The organism is Serratia grimesii (assembly GCF_900186025.1).
Taxonomy (GTDB): Bacteria; Pseudomonadota; Gammaproteobacteria; order Enterobacterales; family Enterobacteriaceae; genus Serratia; species Serratia grimesii.
Genome location: NZ_LT883155.1, coordinates 3,135,675 through 3,154,632, shown reverse-complemented (window position 1 = coordinate 3,154,632; position 18,958 = coordinate 3,135,675). Strand labels below are relative to the sequence as shown.

Genomic DNA, 18,958 nt, shown 5'->3' with positions numbered 1-18,958 from the left:
CTCTGACACGGAGGTCGGCCGCTCATTTTGAGGAACCTACAGCATGCGCATGAGTACCAGCATGATGTATCAACAAAACATGTCCGGCATCACTGGCAACCAGTCGCTGTTTATGAAGGCTGCTGAACAGTTGTCGACGGGCAAACGGGTGATCAATCCATCCGACGATCCGCTGGCGGCATCGCAGGCGGTGATGTTGTCGCAGTCCCAGGCTGAGAATAACCAGTATACGCTGGCGCGCACTTTTGCCCGTCAGAACGTGTCGATGGAAGAAACCGTGCTGGCTGGCGCCACATCCACTATCGCCGATATCAAATCGTTGATCGTCAACGCTGGCGGCACCGAAAGCGATAACGATCGTGATTCACTGGCTACTCAATTGCAGGGACTGAAAGATCAGTTGCTCAATCAGGCCAACAGCACCGATGGCAACGGCAACTACATGTTCGGCGGTTATGTGAATGACAAGGCGCCGTTTGTCGATGAAGGCGGCACTGTGAGCTACAAAGGCGGCGACAAGGCGGTCCAGCAGAAGGTGGACGCTAACCGTACCATGACCATCGGACATCCTGGTAACGAGGTGTTCATGTCGCTGACCAGTAACCCGAAACCTGAACCGGACGGCAGCGCGCCAGTTTCCAACGTCTTCGAGAGCATCGACATTGCATTGAAAGCGTTAAAAACACCGCTGCAGGACGCAGACGATGCCACCAAGCAACAGGTGACCGATGCCCTGGCCAAGGCTAACCGCGGCATGGACAACTCCTACAATAAGGTGCTTAGCGTGCGTGCCGAACTGGGCAGCCAATTGCAAGAGATGGATCAGTTGGACAGCATCGGTAAAGAGCGCGACATGTCCACTCAAATTCAGATGAGTGCACTGACGGATGCGGATCTGGCTGAGTCGATCTCAGCTTACTTTATGCAACAGGCTGCGTTGCAGGCGTCATATAAGACCTTCGGCGACATGCAGGGTATGTCGCTGTTCCAAATGAACCGCTAATTCCCGTCGCCTTTCACGTTGAAGTAGAACCAACCATACCCTTTGTCTCTCAAGCTACAGCTTGAAAGACGAAGGGGCACTCTTTGGGTGTGCTTAGAAGACCTTATCGCTGTAACACAGGGGAAGGGGATTCTTGAAACCGGGCGCACTTTTTTGGCACGTCACTCTTTCCCCCACTAAGGTTTGAGTGACGTGCCTTTTTTTCGACAGACACACAAAATAGATGTGTCATATCCGCCTTATTTAACGTTGGGAAACGCCAAGGTATTTATTGCGGACTGAGGAATAATTATAGATGTTATATATCCATAATTAATTATAACTGCCTGGTTATTTTTTCTTTTTAACCATTTTCCATTTCCCATCATTTGCTGATGGGCATAGAGCAATTTGAATTCGGTTGGTTGCCCAGTGTGCCAGGCCCAAAGCTCGACGTGCTCTTCTGTTGGTTTTCGCTTTCATTTCTATGCTCCTGAGAGTAGAGGTAAAAACACCGCAGATAATAAATGTGCCCGCCCCGCCGGCTGACCCCGGTGAGCGACTATTTTTATCCTTGTGGATGTTGGATGAATACCGTTTTTATTTTTACTTCCCTGTGGATTCTTTTATTTAATCTCACTCCTTTATTTTATTCTGTGATGGCTAACGGATTGGTAGGGTGGTTTTCTACTGATGGCTTTATATTTAATAAGGTCATTCTAAGGGGGGTATTTTATTATTCAAGGCAATAAAAATAATCGAAGCCAAATAGTGTTTATCTGTTTTTTTCAACTTTTTATAGCGAGAAAGGGTATTTACTGCCAGTTTGTTCGGAGAGGAGCGGCCGTTGAGCCGCATAAGTAGGGTAACGTTAAGGCGTCATGTTACTGAGAACATCGGCCAGACGATCAAAGAATTCGCCGAAAAGGTGCTCACAAAACGGCGCTAGCATCGGCATCATCATGCCTATGGTCATAATGCCAATCGTCATGGTGACCGGGAAACCGATAACAAACACCGACAGCTGAGGGGTCATGCGATTGAGCAGGCCAAGTGCCAGGTTCAGCGTTAGTAACAGGCAAATCAGCGGTAATGCCAGCATCATGCCATTGATGAAAATCAATGAGCCCACCTGAGTGAGTGCCAGAAATCCATTGCCATTCAAAGGCTCGGTCTGGATCGGCAGGGTATGAAAACTGTCCACTAACAGTGAAATCAACCACAGGTGGCCGTTGAAGCTGAGGAACAGCAACATGGCCAGTAAGTTGAGTAGCCGCGCCAAGACCGGCGTATTCGGCCCGCCACTGGGGTCAAAGAAGGTGGCGAACGACAGACCCATCTGCATGCCGATCACCTCGCCAGCCAAGCGTATCGCCGCGAAGGCAAATTGCATCGTCAGGCCCAGCGCTACACCGATCAGTATTTGCTGAGCCGCCAGCCACAATCCGGCTACAGAGAAAATGGGGACAGTACTGATGGGCAACCCGGGTGCAATCAGTATGACGATCAGCCCGCCCAGACCAACCTTGACCTTCTTGCTGATTTGCTTTTCGCTGAATACCGGTGCGGTGCTGATTAGCGCCAGAATACGCAGCAATGGCCAGAAGTATTGGCTTAGCCAGACGCCAAACTGCGCGCTGTCAAATGTGAGCATGATTAACCAATCAGATTTGGCAGGTTAGTGAACAGCGTGCGCATATAATCCAGCAGCAGGTTCAACATCCATGGACCGGCAATCACGATGGTGGCGACCACTGCCAGAATTTTTGGAATGAACGACAGCGTCATTTCGTTAATCTGGGTGGCGGCCTGAAGCAGGCTGACCACCAGGCCGCTGACCAGTGCGGCGAGCAGCATGGGGGCCGCCAGCGCCAGCGCCACTTTCATCGCTTCGGTGCCCAGTGCCATGACCGATTCGGGTGTCATTATGCTTCCTTCAGAGGTGGCGTGAGCGCCGGGTTACGAGTAAAAACTTTGCGCCAGTGAGCCGAGCAACAGCTGCCAGCCATCGACCAGCACAAACAACATCAGTTTGAACGGTAGCGAGATGGTCGCCGGCGGCACCATCATCATCCCTAACGCCATCAAGACGCTGGCGACCACCAGATCGATAATCAGGAAGGGAATAAATACGGTGAAACCAATTTGGAACGCCGTTTTTAGCTCGCTGGTGACGTAGGCAGGTAACAGAATACGCATAGGTACTGCTTCTGGCCCGGCCAGTGGTGGCTGGTTGGCGAGTTTGGCGTACAGTGCCAGATCGGTTTCACGCGTTTGACGCAGCATAAACTCGCGCAGCGGTTGTGAACCTTTATCCAGGGCCACATCCAAACCGATTTTGTCCTGACTGAACGGCAAATAAGCGTCCTGATAGACCTTGTCGAACACCGGTGACATGATAAAAAAGGTCAGGAACAAGGCCAGTCCCAACATCACCTGGTTCGGCGGTGCTGACGGGGTGCCCAGCGCATTGCGTAACAGCCCAAGGACAATGATGATACGGGTGAAACTGGTCATCATCAGCAACATGGCGGGCAGGAAACTGAGCGACGTCAGCAACACCAGTGTTTGCACCGGCAATGACCAGCTTTGGCCGCCATTGGCCAGTGGCTGGCTGATCAGCCCAGGCAGTTGCGCGAAAGCCGCCGGGCTGGCTAACAGCAGGGCAGTGGCTATTCCGTAAAGGCATTTTTTGCCCCGGATAAACGAGGCGATATAAGGAACAAGGAATTTCATGCCGATTTTTCCGGACGTTTCAGAACTTTTTGCATCAGTTGGCGAAAATCAGCCGGTGGCGCAGTGTCGGCTGCGGTGCTGTCTTGCGGTGGCGCGGGCAGGGTATGTAAAGGGGTTATTTGCTGGGCGGTGACGCCCAACACCAGCAGGGTATTATCCACCTCGATCACCACCACGCGCTCCCGTTGCCCAACCTGACAACTGGCGCGCAGATTAAGCAGTTTGCTGTTACGCGCCTGTGGGGCAAACCCCAGACGACGGAAAAGCCAACCGGCCAGCAGGATCAATAACAGGATACCGCCAAGCGCAGTGCTGACTTGCATCAGCACTGAACCGGCCGGCAGTGCCGGCGCGGAAGGTTGCAAAGTGCCTGCGTTAGGCGCGGTCGTGCTTGGATTCATCAGCGGCTCAGGCGGCGCATGCGCTCAGAAGGAGTGATGATGTCGGTAATGCGCACGCCAAACTTGTCGGCCACGACCACGACTTCGCCTTGGGCAATCAGATAACCGTTGATCATAATATCCAGCGGTTCACCCGCCAGCCCGTCCAACGCCACGACAGATCCCTGCGACAGACGTAGCAGCTCTTTAATGGTCATTTTGGTGCGGCCCAGTTCGACGGTCAATTTGACCGGGATGTCCAGGATCAGATCGATATCTTGCAGGCTGCCGCTTGCATCCTGCGGTTCCAGCGATTTAAACACGGCGTCACTCGCAGACGTTTTTTCAGTAGCTTGCTGTTCGTTAAACGCATCAGCCCACAGATCGTCCACGGATTCCTTTCCTTCGCCAGACGGTTGCTTAGGATCACTCATTTGGGCTGTTCCTCACTCAGAGCATTCAAAATAGGGTTAATCAAATGTTCAACACGCAGGGCGTATTGCCCGTTTAACGTGCCATATTGGCTGGTCAGAACCGGTACGCCGTCCACGTGGGCAATCAGGCGGTCCGGTTTATCAATCGGTAATACGTCCCCTGGCTGCAACTTCAGGATCTTCGACAGCCGCATTGGGATATCGACGAAGTTGGCAATCAGTTCCAGTTCGGAATGCTGTACCTGCTTCACCAATGTTTCACGCCAGTGGCTGTCTTCCTGCCGTGAGTTTTCCAACGGCGGGTTGGTGAGCAGTTCGCGGAGCGGTTCGATCATTGCAAACGGAATACAGATATTGAATTCACCGCTCAGCGCACCGATCTCCACCTGGAACGGTGTGGTCACCACAATGTCGTTCGGTGAGGTGGTGATATTGGTGAATTTCACCTGCATTTCAGCACGAACGTATTCCACGTTAATCTTGTAAATCGCGCTCCAGGCGTCGCCGTAAGCATCCAGAGCCAGGCGTAGCATGCGTTTAATCACCCGCTGTTCAGTGGGTGTAAACTCACGGCCTTCCACTTTCGTTGGAAAGCGTCCGTCGCCGCCGAACAGGTTATCGACAGCGATAAATACCAGACTCGGTGCGAACACGAATAATGCTGTGCCACGCAGCGGGTTCAGGTGCACCAGGTTGAGGTTGGTCGGCACCGGCAGATTACGGGCAAATTCGTGATACGGCTGGATCTTGATCGGGCCGACGGTGATGTCCGGGCTACGACGCAGCAGGTTGAACAACCCCATGCGGAACTGCCGGGCAAAACGTTCATTGATGATTTCCAGCGCGTGCAGACGCTCGCGTACCACGCGGCGCTGGGTGGTCGGATCGTACGGCTTGACCTCGCTCTCGTTGCTGGTGACGGCTTCGGGTTCATCACCCGCGCTGTCGCCGTTGAGCAAGGCGTCGATCTCTGCCTGTGAAAGAATGCTGTCGCCCATAGTGATTACCGCAATATGAAGGCAGTGAACAGCACATCGCTGACCACCTGCTTCGGTTGTCCCTTAACTAGCGGCGGGCTAAGCACGTCCTTAATCTGCGCCACCAGTTGCTGCTTCCCTTGTTCGCTGCTCAGTTGGCCCGCTTCCTGACGAGACAGCAGCATCAGCAGACGACTGCGCACCTCGGGCAGAAAATCGTTCAGTTGGCGGCGAGTATTTTCGTCCGGCAAACGTAATGTCAGACCGATATACAACACGCGATCGGGGTTGTTATCGGGCGTCATCAGATTGACGGTGAACGTGTCCAGCGGCATAAATACCGGTGCGGCCGGCGGTTGTGGTTTGGCGGCAGGCTGCGCGCCGCTCTGGTGCTGCTTGAGTTGCCACCAGCTATAACCGGCCGCGCCGCTGGCGACGACGGCGATCAACACCAGCAGGATGACCAGAAGGGAGCGTTTTGGTGCTGCCGGTAGGGTATTTTGAGACATAGCTAAATCAAATTCCTGTTTTGGTTTTGCAAGTGACCGCCATGTTGAACGCACCCTGAAAACCATCGGGCATAGCGCGCGCAAAAGCCACACGCATGACATGTAACGGTATTATCGCGTCTATTCCGGCGCGCAATAGCCAGAATAGACAGAGAAAAGCGTGCCAGCTTGGACGTTTGCAGTGACTCAGGCGAAAATATCAACGCCACTGACTGCGCGGGCCATGGCCTGCAATTCCACCGGGGCACTGAGAGCATCGGCGGTCAGATTGCTGTCACCGTGGCGATCGCGGTAATCCGATCGGCCCTGTTGTTCAGCATGTTGTTGCTGTGCCTGTTGCCACTGAGGTGTGGATTCTCCCCCGACGCTGCTTTGCCCCAGATTGATGCCGCTCTCGGCCAATGCATGACGCAGTTGCGGAAGGGCGGCTTCGACGGCGGAGCGTACCTGGCCGTGTGCAGAGGCAATGTGCAGGTGCGCCTGGTTGTCATCGAGCTTGAGGGTGATTTGCAGTGCCCCCAGCTCTTGCGGATGCAACCGCAGTTCGGCACTTTGCTGGCCGTTACGATGGAACATCAACACTTGCTGGTTCAATGCCTGTTGCCATTCTGGGCTGCCAAGTTGAGCGTTCAACTGAGGTGTTGGTGGGGCAGTGACCAGCGAAGTGGCTGGTGCGGGTGCGGCTACCGGGCTGGACACTGGTGGTGCCATATGAGGATTGAGCTGGGCCTGAGGTTGCGTATCTGCGCTGAATTTCAGCGAGGCGGTATCCATCTTGTCATGGATTGCGGCTGAGGCTGTCTGTTGCGGGATGTTCTCAGCACGGCTTTCAACATGTGGTGACTCTTTGGTCAGCGTTGTCGCGGTTTTCTGTGCGTTGGTTATCGGGCTACCAGAGGCGTCAGATTGTTGACCCAGTGCGGCAGTCAACAGGGCGGCAGGTTGAGTGGCATCCGGGTCACCTTCAATGGTCAGTTTGGCAGTGTCCGGTGCAGAAGGGGGAGCGGCCATGGGCAGCATGGCAAACAGGGCTTGCAGTGTGGCGGCGTCAATCTCACCGGCAGGCCGGAGAGCGGCGTCTTGAGACGGCTGGCTTGATGGGAGATCTTCGCTGGTGTCGCTTGCCAACTGCGGACTGTCACTTAGTAACGACGGCGCAATAAGCCCATCTCGCTCGCCGAATGCGGCCAGTAGCTGAGTCAATTGGTTGCGGCTGAGCGGTGCTGATTCATCTTCTGCGCTCAGTGTCATGGGTGACAGTTTTCCTGCAGACTTATCGGCAGGCAGCACGCGAGCACCGAGCAATTGGGCAAAGGCGGAGGAGAGTGACGACTCGTCCAACGACAGTTGCGTGTCCGGCAGTAAGCCTGTATCGCTCTGGGTCGATATGCCTGGCAAAGCGTTGAGGTTCATTGATGTAGATTCCTTTGTGCACTGCGTTGAGCGAACTCATCCATCAGTTTTTGATCCCGTTTGTTCTCCAACTGCTGCTCCGCGCTTTGGGCGCGGCTGTGCAGGGTTTCGAAGGCATTCAGCCGCTGCTGTTTGTCCTGCCACTGTTTCATGGCGTGGTCCACCTTCTGCCCCCACTGCGTCAGTTGTTGTCGATGTTGGGTAATGGCCTGTTCCAGCGTGCCGATAAACTGCTGGTAGTTCTGCCAGTTGGACGACTCCATGCCGCCACTCAGTTGGTTATTCAGCTTCTGGCGGTACTCATCCTGATAATTGAGCAGCATGGAAAGCTGCTGTTCAGCGGCTTGTTGTGCCTTACGTACCTGGCCCAATTGCTGCGTTGCCTGTTCCACCGCATCCTGCGCCAGATCGCGCAGGGTAATGAGGGGTGACTGTGGTTTCATCGGATTTTCGCCTTTAGTGACGTTAAACGATCAACTGTTGTAGCTGTTGGCAGGCGTCGTCGTAACCGCTGCGCTCGAAAATACCCTGCTGCAGATAGGCCTCCATCTGCGGATACAGCGTCATGGCTTTGTCCAGCAGTGGATCGCTGCCTGCGACGTAGGCACCGACGCTGATCAAGTCACGGTTACGCTGATAGCTGGCCAGCATCTGTTTGAAGTTGCGTACCCGGCGGTAGTGCTCGTCGTCAATCAGTGACGTCATGGCACGGCTGATCGAGGCTTCAATGTCGATCGCCGGGTAGTGACCGGCTTCGGCAAGCCGTCGCGATAGCACGACGTGCCCGTCAAGAATGGCTCGCGCCGAATCGGCAATCGGATCCTGCTGGTCATCGCCCTCGGTCAGCACTGTATAAAAGGCGGTAATTGATCCCCCGCCGCTAATGCCGTTACCGGCACGTTCGACCAGTGCCGGCAATTTGGCAAAGACGGAAGGTGGATAGCCTTTGGTTGCCGGAGGTTCGCCGATAGCCAGGGCGATCTCACGCTGCGCCATGGCATAACGGGTTAGCGAATCCATAATCAGCAGCACGTGTTGGCCACGATCGCGGAAGTCCTCGGCGATACGGGTGGCGTAGGCGGCCCCTTGCATACGCAGTAAAGGGGAAACATCCGCCGGTGCGGCAATGACTACCGAACGTGCTCGACCTTCAGGGCCAAGAATGTTTTCGATAAAGTCTTTGACCTCGCGGCCGCGTTCACCGATGAGGCCGACGACGATCACATCGGCCTGGGTGTAACGCGCCATCATGCCCAGCAGTACGCTTTTCCCCACGCCGGAACCGGCAAACAGACCCATACGTTGGCCGCGACCGACGGTCAACAGGCCATTGATGGTGCGTACGCCGACGTCCAGCACCTGTTCGATCGGCGTACGTTGCAGTGGGTTGAACGGGGCAGTGATCAAGGGTGCGCGATAGCCGGTTTCCGGGGCCGGTAGGCCGTCGAGCGGTTTGGCGCTACCGTCGAGCACGCGCCCCAGTAATGCCGGCCCAAGTGGCAATTGTTTGCTGGCACTTTGCCCTTCCGACGAGACCCGGGCATAAACCCGGGCGCCAGGGACAATGCCTTCCACTTCTTCCAAAGGCATCAGGAACAGCCGCTGACCGTTAAAACCGACCACTTCGCTTTCCACTTCCTGAACTTCACCGGCGTCGTGACGTTCGATCAGGCAGGTAGCGCCTATCGGCAATTGCAGCCCGGTGGCTTCGAGTACCAACCCGGTAGCGCGTGTCAGACGGCCATAGCGACGTACCGTCGGGGTGTGCGCGATGCGTTTTTCCAGCGTGTCCAGTGACGTCAGCCAGCGGCCGAGGCGCAGGGTCATTACACGTCTCCCGGTGCGGCAAGGCGGCAGAGTTCATGCCAGCGTGTTGCCAGGCTGGCGTCGAGGTCGCCTTCATCGGCACTGACCTTGCAACCACCAGGGTGTAATTGGCCATCAGCCAGCAGTCGCCAGCCGTGCAGGCTGAGCGTCGCGCCTAATTGTTGCTCTATCCGCTGATAATCATCTGGATGAACACGTAACTGCGGTTTGCCACTGAACATCGGTTCTTGTTGGATCAACTGCTGGATTTGCGCCAGCAGGGCGGTCCCGTCACACACGGGCGGCTGACCGAGCACCTGCTTGGCGGCGGTCAACGCCAATTGCATAAGACGCGAGGCGATAACGCTATCGAGCGCGTCCAGCGTGTGCTGGAATTCGGTCACCAGTTGTTGCCAGTGAGCGGTCAGAGGCTGTTGCTGCTGTTGTGCCTCCAGCAAACCCTGCTGACGACCTTCTTCCATTCCGGCCTGAAATCCTGCGTCGTAACCCTTTTGGTGGCCGTCAGCATAGCCAAGCTGCTGGCCCTGCTGCTCTGCCTGCAAGCGCAACTGGGCCAATTGCTGTTCCTGGACGACAGTGTCGTCCATTGGAATACTGTAAGTTTCCGCCACCGGCAACGGGGCGATCTCTGGCTTGGGTTCATTCAGATCATTAAGCGACCATGGCTGCCAGGGCAGGGTGTTAATGCGATCAGACATAGGTGTCCTCGCCACCGCCGATAATCATTTCGCCGGTTTCTGCCAAACGGCGAACCACCAACAGGATGGCTTTCTGTTCGTTCTCTACCTGCGACATGCGTACCGGGCCACGGTTGGCCAGATCGTCGCGCAGAATGTCGGCGGCGCGTTGCGACATGTTTTTGAGGAACTTCTCGCGCAGCGGCTGTTCCGCGCCTTTGAGCGCAACCAGCAAGGATTCGCCTTCCACTTCCTGCAACAGGCGCTGGATGCTGCGATCGTCGACTTCCACCAGGTTTTCGAACAGGAACATCTCGTCGATAATTTTCTGGGCCAGCTCACCGTCGTATTCGCGCATAGCGTCGATAACCGCTTCTTCCTGCTGCGTTTTCATCAGGTTGATGATCTCGGCTGCGGTACGTACCCCGCCCATTTTGCTGCGCTTGAGGTTTTGACCATCGAGCAGGTTGTTCAGAACTTCGGTCAGTTCCGCCAGCGCTGCCGGCTGTACACCACCGAAAGTGGCGATACGCAACATCACGTCGTTGCGCAGGCGCTCGTCGAACAGCGCCAAAATGTCTGCCGCCTGACCCCGTTTCAGGTGAACCAAAATGGTCGCGATGATTTGTGGGTGTTCGTCGCGGATCAGATCGGCGGCGCTCATCGGCTCCATAAAGTTCAGTGTTTCCATGCCGGTGGTGGTCTCGCGAGATTCGAGAATATCCTCCAACAGGCTGGAGGCACGCTCTTCACCCAACGCTTTGACCAGCACAGAACGTAGGTAGTCGCTCGCGTTAACGCTCAGCGCTGCATACTGTTCGGCGTCGTCTTCAAACTCACGCAGTATTTCGTGCAACTGCTTGTGCGATACCTGACTCATGCTGGCCATGGTGCCACTCAACTGCTGGACTTCACGCGAGGAGAGGTGTTTAAACACCTCGGCGGCGCGATCTTCACCCAGCGTCATCAACAGGATGGCGCTTTTTTCGGTTCCGGTCAGACTCATAGTTCGTTACTCATCCATTGGCGGATTACCAGAGCGACCACACGCGGGTCTTTATCAGCCAGATCGCGGATCCGCTGGCTCTGGACTTCTGCACTGACGCGCTGCTGCGATTTACGGTGCTGCGCCAGCTCCTCATTACTCTGTTTCGTGCTGTCGGCTGGTTTAACCATTGGCGCATTGGCGGCGGCAAGCGCGGCCTTTTGCACAGCCTGACGATTTTGCAGTTGCGGCCGTACCAGTTTGCGCCAAAGCAGCCAAGCGACCAGCAGTACCAGCAGATAGCGGCCCGCGTCGAACAGACGATCGATAAATGACTGGCTTTGCCAGAACGGTAGCTCACCACCAGTGACTTCGTTATCAGTGAACGGTGCGTTGACCACATTAAGGGTATCGCCACGGGCACTGGAGAAGCCCATGGATTCACGCACCAGGGATTCGATCTGCGCCAACTGATCTTTGCTCATCGGCAATGGCTTGCCATTTTTATCCGTGCCGCTGTAGTTGACCACCACCGCAACCGACAGTCGCTGCACCGTCCCGGCTTTTTGCTGGGTATGGCGAATGGTGCGATCGACCTCGTAGTTGGTGGTTTCATCGTGACGGCTATTCTGCGGCCCAGTAGCAGCACTGCGTGGCGCGGCAGTATTGGCAGTGTTAGCGTTATTGCCAGTGGCAGCCGGTTTAGCGGTTTCAATCGGGGCAACAGCGGGGGCGCTAGGTTGATTCGACAGAGCACCCGGTACGCCGCCGACTTGTGGCCCACCAATTTGATCGCTTTGGCTCATTTGCTTCGAGCGTACAGCGGCTTTATTCGGTAGCTGATTCGGTTGGTATTCTTCGTCAGTTTGCTCGCGGGTCGCAAAATCGATCTGCGCGGTGACCTGGGCACGCACGTTGGCGCTGCCGACCATCGGCGCCAGAATGGCTTCGATCCGTCGTTGGTAGCGGTTTTCTACTTCGTTGGCATATTTCAGCTGTGCCGCGTTCAGATCGCGACCGGCGCCGTCAGACTGGGTCAGCAGGCGACCTGATTGATCGACCACCGTAACGTTGCCCGGCGGCAAACCAGCAACGCTGCTTGAGATCATATAAACGATAGCGTTGATCTGGCCGTCATCTAATGCGCGGCCGGGTTGTAGCGTCAGTGTCACCGACGCGGAAGGCGATTTTTGCTCACGAACAAACAGCGAAGGTTTTGGCAAAGCCAAATGCACTCGGGCGTTTTGTACCGGTCCCAGTGATTCGATGGTGCGTGACAGTTCACCTTCCAGCGCACGCTGGTAGTTGATTTGCTCGCTAAACTGGCTGATGCCGAATTTTTCCTGATCCAGCAGTTCGAAGCCTACGGCTCCCCCTTTAGGCAGGCCCAATTGTGCCAAGCGTAAACGGGTTTCATGCACTTTATCGGCGGGGATCAGCAGCGCTGCGCCGTTCTCGGCGAAGCGGTAAGGGATATTCATTTGCGTCAGTTGAGTGACGATGGCTCCGCCGTCGCGATCGTTAATGTTGCTGTACAGAACGCGGTAGTCTGGACTTTTTACCCATAACAGCAGCGCGACCACAATGGCGATGGCAGCGGACGCGGCAATCAGCAGTGGGATTTTGGGGTTGGCGCGCAGACGATTCCACATGGCTTGCAGGCCATTATCGCGGCTTTCGGTGGCGGTAATTGAAGCACTCATTTTAGCCAGTGTCCTTCAATGACGCTCAGGATCCGGTGCGGGCCACGGCGTAGCTCCCTGCCAGGCTGATGAACGATGTGGTTAGCGTTGTGTGACAAAACAGACTCCCTGATACACATTTCTTCTGAATAGCGGCGCTCCCATTTCTGGGCATGCCATTATTTGCCCTTGAGGGGAATTTCGATGGCCCGATAAGCCGGGTTTTTTGCAGTTAATTAGCGGCTTTAGGATAAAAACGCTGTGATAGGGTGTGGATCATCAAAGTAGTGCCTGTCGTCATAAGGGCCGGCAGCATTATGTTTATATCTAAAATAGTTCGAGTTGCATCGAGGCGGCTTGAAGTATGACGCGTATATGAGGTCAGAATGGCAATTCAGGGCATTGAAGGGGTATTGCAGCAATTGCAGGCCACAGCGATTCAGGCTGGGTCAATGGGGCAAGGTGCGTCGGCACAAGGCGTTAATTTTGCCAGTGAACTGAAAGCCGCGATCGGCAAAATCAGCGATACCCAGCAGGCCGCGCGCAAACAGGCGCAAGATTTCGAAGTGGGCGTCCCGGGCATTAGCCTAAATGACGTCATGGTTGATTTGCAAAAATCATCCGTCTCACTACAGATGGGTGTGCAAGTGCGTAATAAGTTGGTTTCCGCCTACCAGGAAATAATGAATATGGCGGTGTGATGGGCATGGCCTCGTGTTTGAGGCCATGATTTATCGGAGAGGACGATTAAGAAAGTAGCGCGGCAAGTTGATGATGAGCACTTTCCATCCCCTGGTCTCGCCCATGTGGTTTCATATCCAGGCCTTCCGCATAAACGAATTGCACTTCACTGATCCCCATCAAGCCTAAAACGGAACGCAGGTAGGGTGTAACCGCATCGGTTTCGCTACCCACATGTCTACCGCCACGGGAACTGATCACCAGGGCACGCACGCCTTCGACCAAACCGACCGGATAAGTCGCCGTATAGTTGAATGTCACACGGGCTCGCGCCACCAAATCAAACCAATTTTTTAAATGTGTTGGTACGTTGTGGTTGTACATCGGCGCACCAATCACCACCAAATCACTGGCCTTAAGCTCGGCAATTAACTGGTCCGAGAGCGCCACGACATCTTTGGCCCGTGCGCTTAGGGTTTCACTGCCACGTAATGCACCGAACAATTCGGCGTCCAGCACGGGTAAGTCGAGCGAAACCAAATCGCGTATTACGACGTTATCCTGAAACCCCTTTGTGTTGCGTTCGTTCAAGAAGGTATCGATCAGTCTATTTGTGTGGGATTGTTCGCCCATGATGCTGGATTTGAGTACCAATATATTGTTCATGATCTTTTCCTGATGATGGTCTGAATAAGCCCCAATGTGTCAGTTGGGCCGTTGGGGTGTTCGAGATAATGCATGTTAGCATTGCTGAATATTCACCAGTGGTGATAGTGTTTCACATCATTGATTCCAAAAAGGAAGCAATAAGGTGAGAACTGAACTGAGTGGGATCCCGGTATTTGTCGCCGTAGCGGAAGCAGGCAGCTTCGCTAATGCCGCTGAAAAACTGCATCTGACACGCTCTGCCATCAGTAAAATTATCTCTCGGTTGGAGGAACGGCTGGGGGTCATGCTTTTCCTACGCACGACACGTAGCCAAAGTCTGACGGATGAGGGGGTGCTGTTTTATGAGCATTGCCGACAGGCACTGGCGACGCTTAACAACGCTGAAGCCTTGCTCGATAGCGGTAAAGTGCAAGCCAGCGGCAGGTTGCGTGTGTCAATGCCCGTGTTGTTCGGCCATTTGTGCATAGCACCGCTGCTGACGGAACTGGCACTACAGCATCCACAATTGACGTTGGAACTGTCCTTTAGCGATCGAACCGTGGATTTGATCGACGAAGGGTTTGATCTGGCTATTCGTATTGGTGCGTTGCCTGACAGCAGTAGTCTGGTAGGCCGGCAGTTAGGCCACCACGGCATGACATTTTGTGCGTCACCGGCCTATTTACAGCGCTGTGGCGAACCGCTGTCGTTACACGATCTCAGTCAACATCAGGCAGTAGGGTATTTACGTGCGGGTATTGTCCAGAAATGGCAACTTAGGGACGACGACAACCGTCTGCAAGAAATAAGGCCGCAGGCAAGAATCCTGATGGACGACATGCAAGCTGTTACCAATGCTGCTGTAAGTGGGGCTGGCGTGGCTTGGCTGCCGTATTGGCTGGCCCGTGAGCACGTTGTTGAAGGTCGCTTGGTGGCGATAATGCGCAGCTATGACAGTGTCGATTTCCCCGTCAATGCCGTCTGGCCTCATGCCGCTTACCAACCGTTAAAAGTCAGACTTGCGGTAGACCAATTAGTGGCGCAACTTCCCGCCAGATTGGCCCTTATAGCGCCTTGATTGCCGGAAGATGCCCGTGTTTTAGTCATGTCATTTTGAATAATCACTTGCATGCTAATGGCGTTATTGCAACGTAATGTGCATCAATCGACGGAGTAGAAGGGCATAAACCACGATGTAGCGCAAATTGTCACGTTGATCGCTGGATTATAATTTTAGGGTGTAAAGACCTTTCAATTACCAGGTAAGATAATGAGCGGTAAAAGTGAACGTAGATGGCGGTTGTTAAGTATTTTAATACTTATCGTTTTAACTGTATTAATAAGCATTTTAATTAAACAAAGTTAAAACAATTGGGGCCACGTTCGTGGCCTTGCTGTTTTATTTTCCCGCCAGCATTCGCATGGCTTCTTCTTCATACAGCAAGCCAAGTAACCACATACCGAGCAGTAACACAACCAGGGAAAGCAGCAGTTTTTCGTTGAGCATGGTTTATTCACTTCTGACAGTTTTAATGCGTTGCCGATGCTATCCCACCTGGTCGTTTTGCGCTAATCCTGTTTACGTAAACAACGTTCTCATTGTTCAATGATTTAATTTACGCCTGCGGCTATCACTCCTGTTCTTGCATCATGCTGAAGTGATCGGGGCGAATCGCACTGGGTTCCATTGCGCGTTGATGTCCACGAACTGCCGTGGGAGCAAAACCGAAACGCTTACGGAAACGTTCGGCGAACCGCGAAGAGCTTTCATAACCTACGTGCTGGGCGATGACGGATATCGGCCAATCGGTAGATTGCAGAAGCGCCAATGCGCTGCTCATACGCACGTCGATCATCAGATTACGCAGTGATGTGTTCTCTGCCGACAGCTTGCGTCGTAGCATTACTTCACTCATCGACAATGTTTCCGCTACCTCAGCCGCCGTCCAGATATTATGGGGATCGGTCGCCAGACAGCGGCGCACCCGTTGGGTTAAATTCCTGGCTTCATTGTGTATAAAGTTGATATTGAATTGTTTTAACCAGAGTAGAATTTCTAGCATTTTGTGGCGAATGATCGCCGTTGGGAAACGGTGTTTAAGTGCCAGCGCCAGGCTGGTGGTCTCAAAACTGTGCATCAAGGCACAAGGCAGGTTGCGTAACGCCAGCACCGCATCGAAGGGTGTCGAGGATGTTGTTTCAACGGCGCCCGGCTGTGCCGTGAACAGCTGTGGGTCACAGGTTAGCAACTGGCAACTAAAAACCCCATCATTTGAAGGGCCGTTAATTATATCTACGGTTTGGCCTCCGTCGATAATCAACAATTCGCCCGCATGAGCTACGATTTCTCGCTGTTGCCAACGTATGCGCTTGTGGCCTTGTTGTACCAGGTACAGATGTGGTTGCTCAAAATAAACTGAAGGGAATAATAATTCAGTATGCTGAATGATGTGTGCCGATGCACCAATTCCAGGACAAATATTAATTGTACGTTCCATCGATATTCATTTCGCAGCCATTATCTGTGAATATCTTTACGCTTTGATGGGCGTTGGAGCAACATTTTTCCATATGCTGTGAAGCACAGCGGCGTGTTTTATCTATCAAAAATAAATTTCCTGCTGAACAGAAAACGTCCGTGTTGGAGTGATGCTTATCCGTGAAAGTGAGAGCATGGCTCAAATTGTGCATTTTTACTAATTACCCATTATCTGAATAATTCAAATGCCATGGATTAATATCCTGACTTAACCGGGGAATAATAGTACATGCTGCTATTTATTCCAACGTCGCCGTTATTGTCACGGTTTCACCTGATTTGTGGCTCTCCTAACAGCAGAGCGCGATCGTGAAACTGACCGTAAGTGCTGTTGACCACGTTTTGGCGCGTTGATTGGCCAATCAATTCTTTCAATTGGTCCATGCGTTGTTGCAGCAAACGTTTCAATTCGGTTTCGTTGTCCAGAATTTGCTGCAACTTATGATGCAGCAATTCCTGTAGCGCCATTGACGGGCCAGCCTGCCCGGTAAAGGCGGCGGTTTTTTCTACCGCCGTCACATAGGCCAGTTCCTGTTCGACCAGTTCTTCCCACCGGCCGGTCTGCGCCAATACAATCATATGGCTACTCAGGGTGAAAATTTGTTGATAGGCGGCTAACAACTGCTGTTGACGTTCCATTACACGGCGTCCTGAGAAGGGTGATAATTAGGGCCAATTTGGCGCCAGGCGTCAGCAATATTTTCCAGCAGTTTGACGACTTCGGTGATCGCTGCTTCATCATTGTGCAGATTGGCTTGCATCAAGCGCCGCTTCATATAGTCATACAGCGCTGCCAGATTATCGGCCATTTCACCACCTTGCTGGTGGTCGAGACCGCCCTTCAGGCCGTTATCAATAATATTGATGGCCTTTGACAGTGCCTGACCCTTGCCAGCGATATCACCCTGGTTCATCAGTATCCGTGCGCGTAACAGGGCGCTAAGCGCCCCGTCGAAAAGCATCACGATTAACTGATGCGGGCTGGCGCTCATCACGCCGCTTTCCAAACTGACCTGTGCATAGGCCTGAGTGCCGCTACGGTTATACATGCTTTTTTTACCTGGTTAAAAAGTTCTTATTTGAACTGTTGTTTTAAATAATCACCGGTACCACTCAGTTTGGACATCATGGTATCCAGCTGTACAAATTGTTGTTTATAACGATCTATGGTGTTTTGAATGCTGGCGGTGACCGTAGTTATCTGGCTATTGAGACGGTCGAGGTTGGTATTGATGCTTTTGGTCGAGTTTTCGATGATGCCGCCGGCCTTGATGTAATTTTGGATCTCGTTATGGATCTCGGTGGCCATGCCGGTATCCGTGCCATTGCCGGCGAAGAAGTTGGCAACTTGCTCTGGTTTGTCTTCAATGGCTTTATTTAGTTTAGTGCTGTCAATTTCTAACTTGTTGGTTTTGGTGTTGGTTGTGATACCCAGGTTGCCCAGGCCTTTCAGTTCGGGGTTGTCTTGGGCTGCGCTGAGCGCACTTTTAATCGATGACTGAATACCACGCAAGGTGTTATCACCCAGCAACGCGCCGTTTTTAGCATTCTGCGCCTCGCCAGTTTTTACTGGGGTATATTTGGTCAGCGAGTTAAAGGTATCCAGTAGCGAGTTATAGTTGTCAACCCAGTCTTTGATCTTAGCTGCGGTACCGGCTTTATCAGTGCTAACCACCAAGTTCTGTGGTTCATCTGTTTTGGTGGTGGTTTTCAGATCGATAGTCACGCCCTGCAAGGCATCTGCAATCGAGTTGGTACTACGTTTAATAGGTGTGCCGTTGACTTTAATTTCAGCATCCTGACCGGCCACAGTTTGCTTCATTGCACCGTTTTTTGCGACGGAGTCGTAATTCAGTATTTTACCCAGTTTGTCGTCATTATTGACCTGAACCGAAATGGTGCTTTTTTCGCCGGTAGTGGTGGAGCTGAGTGCCAGCTGATAGTCGTTGTCACCTACCCGCATGATACTGGCGTTGACGCCAGCCTTGGCGTTATTGATGGCATCACGCATTTCCACCAGCGAAGTTTGATCGTCACTCAGTGGAATATTCACATTTTTAGGCGGGTTGCCGGCGGTGATGCTGATTGAACGGTCACTGCTGCCAGGCGTGCCCAGTTTTTCTGTTTGGTCGGAAACTGGGGTTTGGGTAGTCAGCGTTTGCGGTTGTGCCAGTTTCAGCACTTCAACGCTGTAGTTCCCTGCTACCGCCTTATCGGTGGTGGTGATGGCAAACTGATCGTGTTTGCTGGCGGTGGTATTGTTAAAAAAAGCAGGTTTCGCCAGCTCTTTACTTAAGTTATCAAACTTTTCCAGTGAGCCTTTTAGCGTGCCATAGGCAGTCAGTTGGGCGTTGTAGCTGGTTTGCTGGGTGGTGTAGGGCGTCAGACGTTGCTGTTCCGCTTTACTCAGTTTGTCCAGCAAGCCGTTGAGGTCGAGTCCTGAGCCGATGCCTAATGAACTGATCGATGCCATTGGTAATTCTCCTTG

Annotated in this window: 22 protein-coding genes; 3 read left to right on the top strand and 19 right to left on the bottom strand. The window is 53.3% G+C overall.

All coding sequences use genetic code 11. From position 1 onward, the window contains the following. Nucleotides 1–43 precede the first annotated feature (43 nt). Nucleotides 44–1,003 carry a flagellar hook-associated protein FlgL gene (gene flgL / locus SGBXF1_RS14855; RefSeq protein WP_061806537.1) on the top strand — a complete coding sequence of 320 codons (960 nt, stop codon included), beginning with the start codon at nt 44–46 and terminating at the stop codon, nt 1,001–1,003. Nucleotides 1,004–1,333: 330 nt separating this feature from the next. On the opposite strand, the gene sra is transcribed toward flgL, so the two are convergent. From sra to fliF, 14 genes are all read right to left on the bottom strand, one after another. After that, entirely contained in the window at nt 1,334–1,465 is a 132-nt protein-coding gene (sra, locus tag SGBXF1_RS14850; RefSeq protein WP_176573194.1) for a stationary-phase-induced ribosome-associated protein, read from the bottom strand. A gap of 388 nt (nt 1,466–1,853) precedes the next feature. Continuing rightward, entirely contained in the window at nt 1,854–2,636 is a 783-nt protein-coding gene (gene fliR, locus SGBXF1_RS14845; RefSeq protein WP_037419009.1) for a flagellar biosynthetic protein FliR, read from the bottom strand. Between the two features lie 2 nt (nt 2,637–2,638). After that, complete coding sequence (gene fliQ, locus SGBXF1_RS14840; protein ID WP_037419012.1) at nt 2,639–2,908, bottom strand: flagellar biosynthesis protein FliQ; 270 nt, start codon at nt 2,906–2,908, stop codon at nt 2,639–2,641. Between the two features lie 33 nt (nt 2,909–2,941). Then, nucleotides 2,942–3,718 (bottom strand): flagellar type III secretion system pore protein FliP, encoded by a 777-nt coding sequence (fliP, locus tag SGBXF1_RS14835; protein WP_238320970.1) that lies wholly within the window; start codon nt 3,716–3,718, stop codon nt 2,942–2,944. Beyond that, the gene (fliO, locus tag SGBXF1_RS14830; RefSeq protein ID WP_037419014.1) at nt 3,715–4,119 is read right to left on the bottom strand and encodes a flagellar biosynthetic protein FliO; all 405 of its coding nucleotides are present in this window, start codon (nt 4,117–4,119) and stop codon (nt 3,715–3,717) included. Before fliO ends, fliP begins: the two co-directional genes overlap by 4 nt. Further along, a complete protein-coding gene (gene fliN / locus SGBXF1_RS14825; RefSeq protein ID WP_037419017.1) occupies nt 4,119–4,532 on the bottom strand; it encodes a flagellar motor switch protein FliN in 414 nt (137 codons plus the stop codon). The genes fliO and fliN overlap by 1 nt, the downstream gene beginning before the upstream one ends. Continuing rightward, a complete protein-coding gene (gene fliM, locus SGBXF1_RS14820; RefSeq protein ID WP_037419020.1) occupies nt 4,529–5,530 on the bottom strand; it encodes a flagellar motor switch protein FliM in 1,002 nt (333 codons plus the stop codon). The genes fliN and fliM overlap by 4 nt, the downstream gene beginning before the upstream one ends. Before the next feature lie 5 nt (nt 5,531–5,535). After that, entirely contained in the window at nt 5,536–6,018 is a 483-nt protein-coding gene (gene fliL, locus SGBXF1_RS14815; protein ID WP_186427076.1) for a flagellar basal body-associated protein FliL, read from the bottom strand. A gap of 186 nt (nt 6,019–6,204) precedes the next feature. Continuing rightward, nucleotides 6,205–7,431, bottom strand: coding sequence for a flagellar hook-length control protein FliK (locus tag SGBXF1_RS14810; protein WP_186427075.1), 1,227 nt, complete (start codon nt 7,429–7,431; stop codon nt 6,205–6,207). Next, nucleotides 7,428–7,874 (bottom strand): flagellar export protein FliJ, encoded by a 447-nt coding sequence (fliJ, locus tag SGBXF1_RS14805; protein ID WP_037419030.1) that lies wholly within the window; start codon nt 7,872–7,874, stop codon nt 7,428–7,430. The genes SGBXF1_RS14810 and fliJ overlap by 4 nt, the downstream gene beginning before the upstream one ends. A 22-nt stretch (nt 7,875–7,896) precedes the next feature. Then, nucleotides 7,897–9,258, bottom strand: coding sequence for a flagellar protein export ATPase FliI (gene fliI, locus SGBXF1_RS14800; RefSeq protein WP_037419033.1), 1,362 nt, complete (start codon nt 9,256–9,258; stop codon nt 7,897–7,899). Next, entirely contained in the window at nt 9,258–9,956 is a 699-nt protein-coding gene (gene fliH / locus SGBXF1_RS14795) for a flagellar assembly protein FliH (protein ID WP_037419036.1), read from the bottom strand. Before fliH ends, fliI begins: the two co-directional genes overlap by 1 nt. Beyond that, complete coding sequence (fliG, locus tag SGBXF1_RS14790; RefSeq protein WP_037419039.1) at nt 9,949–10,941, bottom strand: flagellar motor switch protein FliG; 993 nt, start codon at nt 10,939–10,941, stop codon at nt 9,949–9,951. The genes fliH and fliG overlap by 8 nt, the downstream gene beginning before the upstream one ends. Next, nucleotides 10,938–12,623 (bottom strand): flagellar basal-body MS-ring/collar protein FliF, encoded by a 1,686-nt coding sequence (gene fliF, locus SGBXF1_RS14785; protein WP_186427074.1) that lies wholly within the window; start codon nt 12,621–12,623, stop codon nt 10,938–10,940. The genes fliG and fliF overlap by 4 nt, the downstream gene beginning before the upstream one ends. Before the next feature lie 365 nt (nt 12,624–12,988). On the opposite strand from fliF, the gene fliE reads away from it, so the two are divergent. Then, on the top strand, nt 12,989–13,303 hold the full coding sequence (fliE, locus tag SGBXF1_RS14780) for a flagellar hook-basal body complex protein FliE (protein ID WP_061806533.1): 315 nt from the start codon (nt 12,989–12,991) through the stop codon (nt 13,301–13,303). 46 nt (nt 13,304–13,349) lie between these two features. Here the strand turns inward: fliE and SGBXF1_RS14775 are convergent, their stop codons facing one another. Continuing rightward, complete coding sequence (locus SGBXF1_RS14775) at nt 13,350–13,949, bottom strand: FMN-dependent NADH-azoreductase (RefSeq protein ID WP_186427073.1); 600 nt, start codon at nt 13,947–13,949, stop codon at nt 13,350–13,352. 145 nt (nt 13,950–14,094) lie between these two features. Here SGBXF1_RS14775 and SGBXF1_RS14770 point away from each other — a divergent pair, with 145 nt between their 5' ends. Further along, nucleotides 14,095–15,009, top strand: coding sequence for a LysR family transcriptional regulator (locus SGBXF1_RS14770; protein ID WP_186427072.1), 915 nt, complete (start codon nt 14,095–14,097; stop codon nt 15,007–15,009). Between the two features lie 553 nt (nt 15,010–15,562). Here the strand turns inward: SGBXF1_RS14770 and SGBXF1_RS14765 are convergent. The 4 genes from SGBXF1_RS14765 to fliD all read right to left on the bottom strand — a co-directional run bounded on the left by SGBXF1_RS14765 (nt 15,563) and on the right by fliD (nt 18,943). Then, nucleotides 15,563–16,429 (bottom strand): helix-turn-helix transcriptional regulator, encoded by an 867-nt coding sequence (locus SGBXF1_RS14765; protein ID WP_037419051.1) that lies wholly within the window; start codon nt 16,427–16,429, stop codon nt 15,563–15,565. A 311-nt stretch (nt 16,430–16,740) separates the two neighbouring features. Next, a complete protein-coding gene (gene fliT / locus SGBXF1_RS14760; RefSeq protein WP_037419054.1) occupies nt 16,741–17,109 on the bottom strand; it encodes a flagella biosynthesis regulatory protein FliT in 369 nt (122 codons plus the stop codon). Continuing rightward, complete coding sequence (gene fliS, locus SGBXF1_RS14755; RefSeq protein WP_037419056.1) at nt 17,109–17,519, bottom strand: flagellar export chaperone FliS; 411 nt, start codon at nt 17,517–17,519, stop codon at nt 17,109–17,111. The genes fliT and fliS overlap by 1 nt, the downstream gene beginning before the upstream one ends. Nucleotides 17,520–17,545: 26 nt before the next feature. Then, nucleotides 17,546–18,943 (bottom strand): flagellar filament capping protein FliD, encoded by a 1,398-nt coding sequence (fliD, locus tag SGBXF1_RS14750; protein WP_186427071.1) that lies wholly within the window; start codon nt 18,941–18,943, stop codon nt 17,546–17,548. Nucleotides 18,944–18,958: the final 15 nt, after the last annotated feature.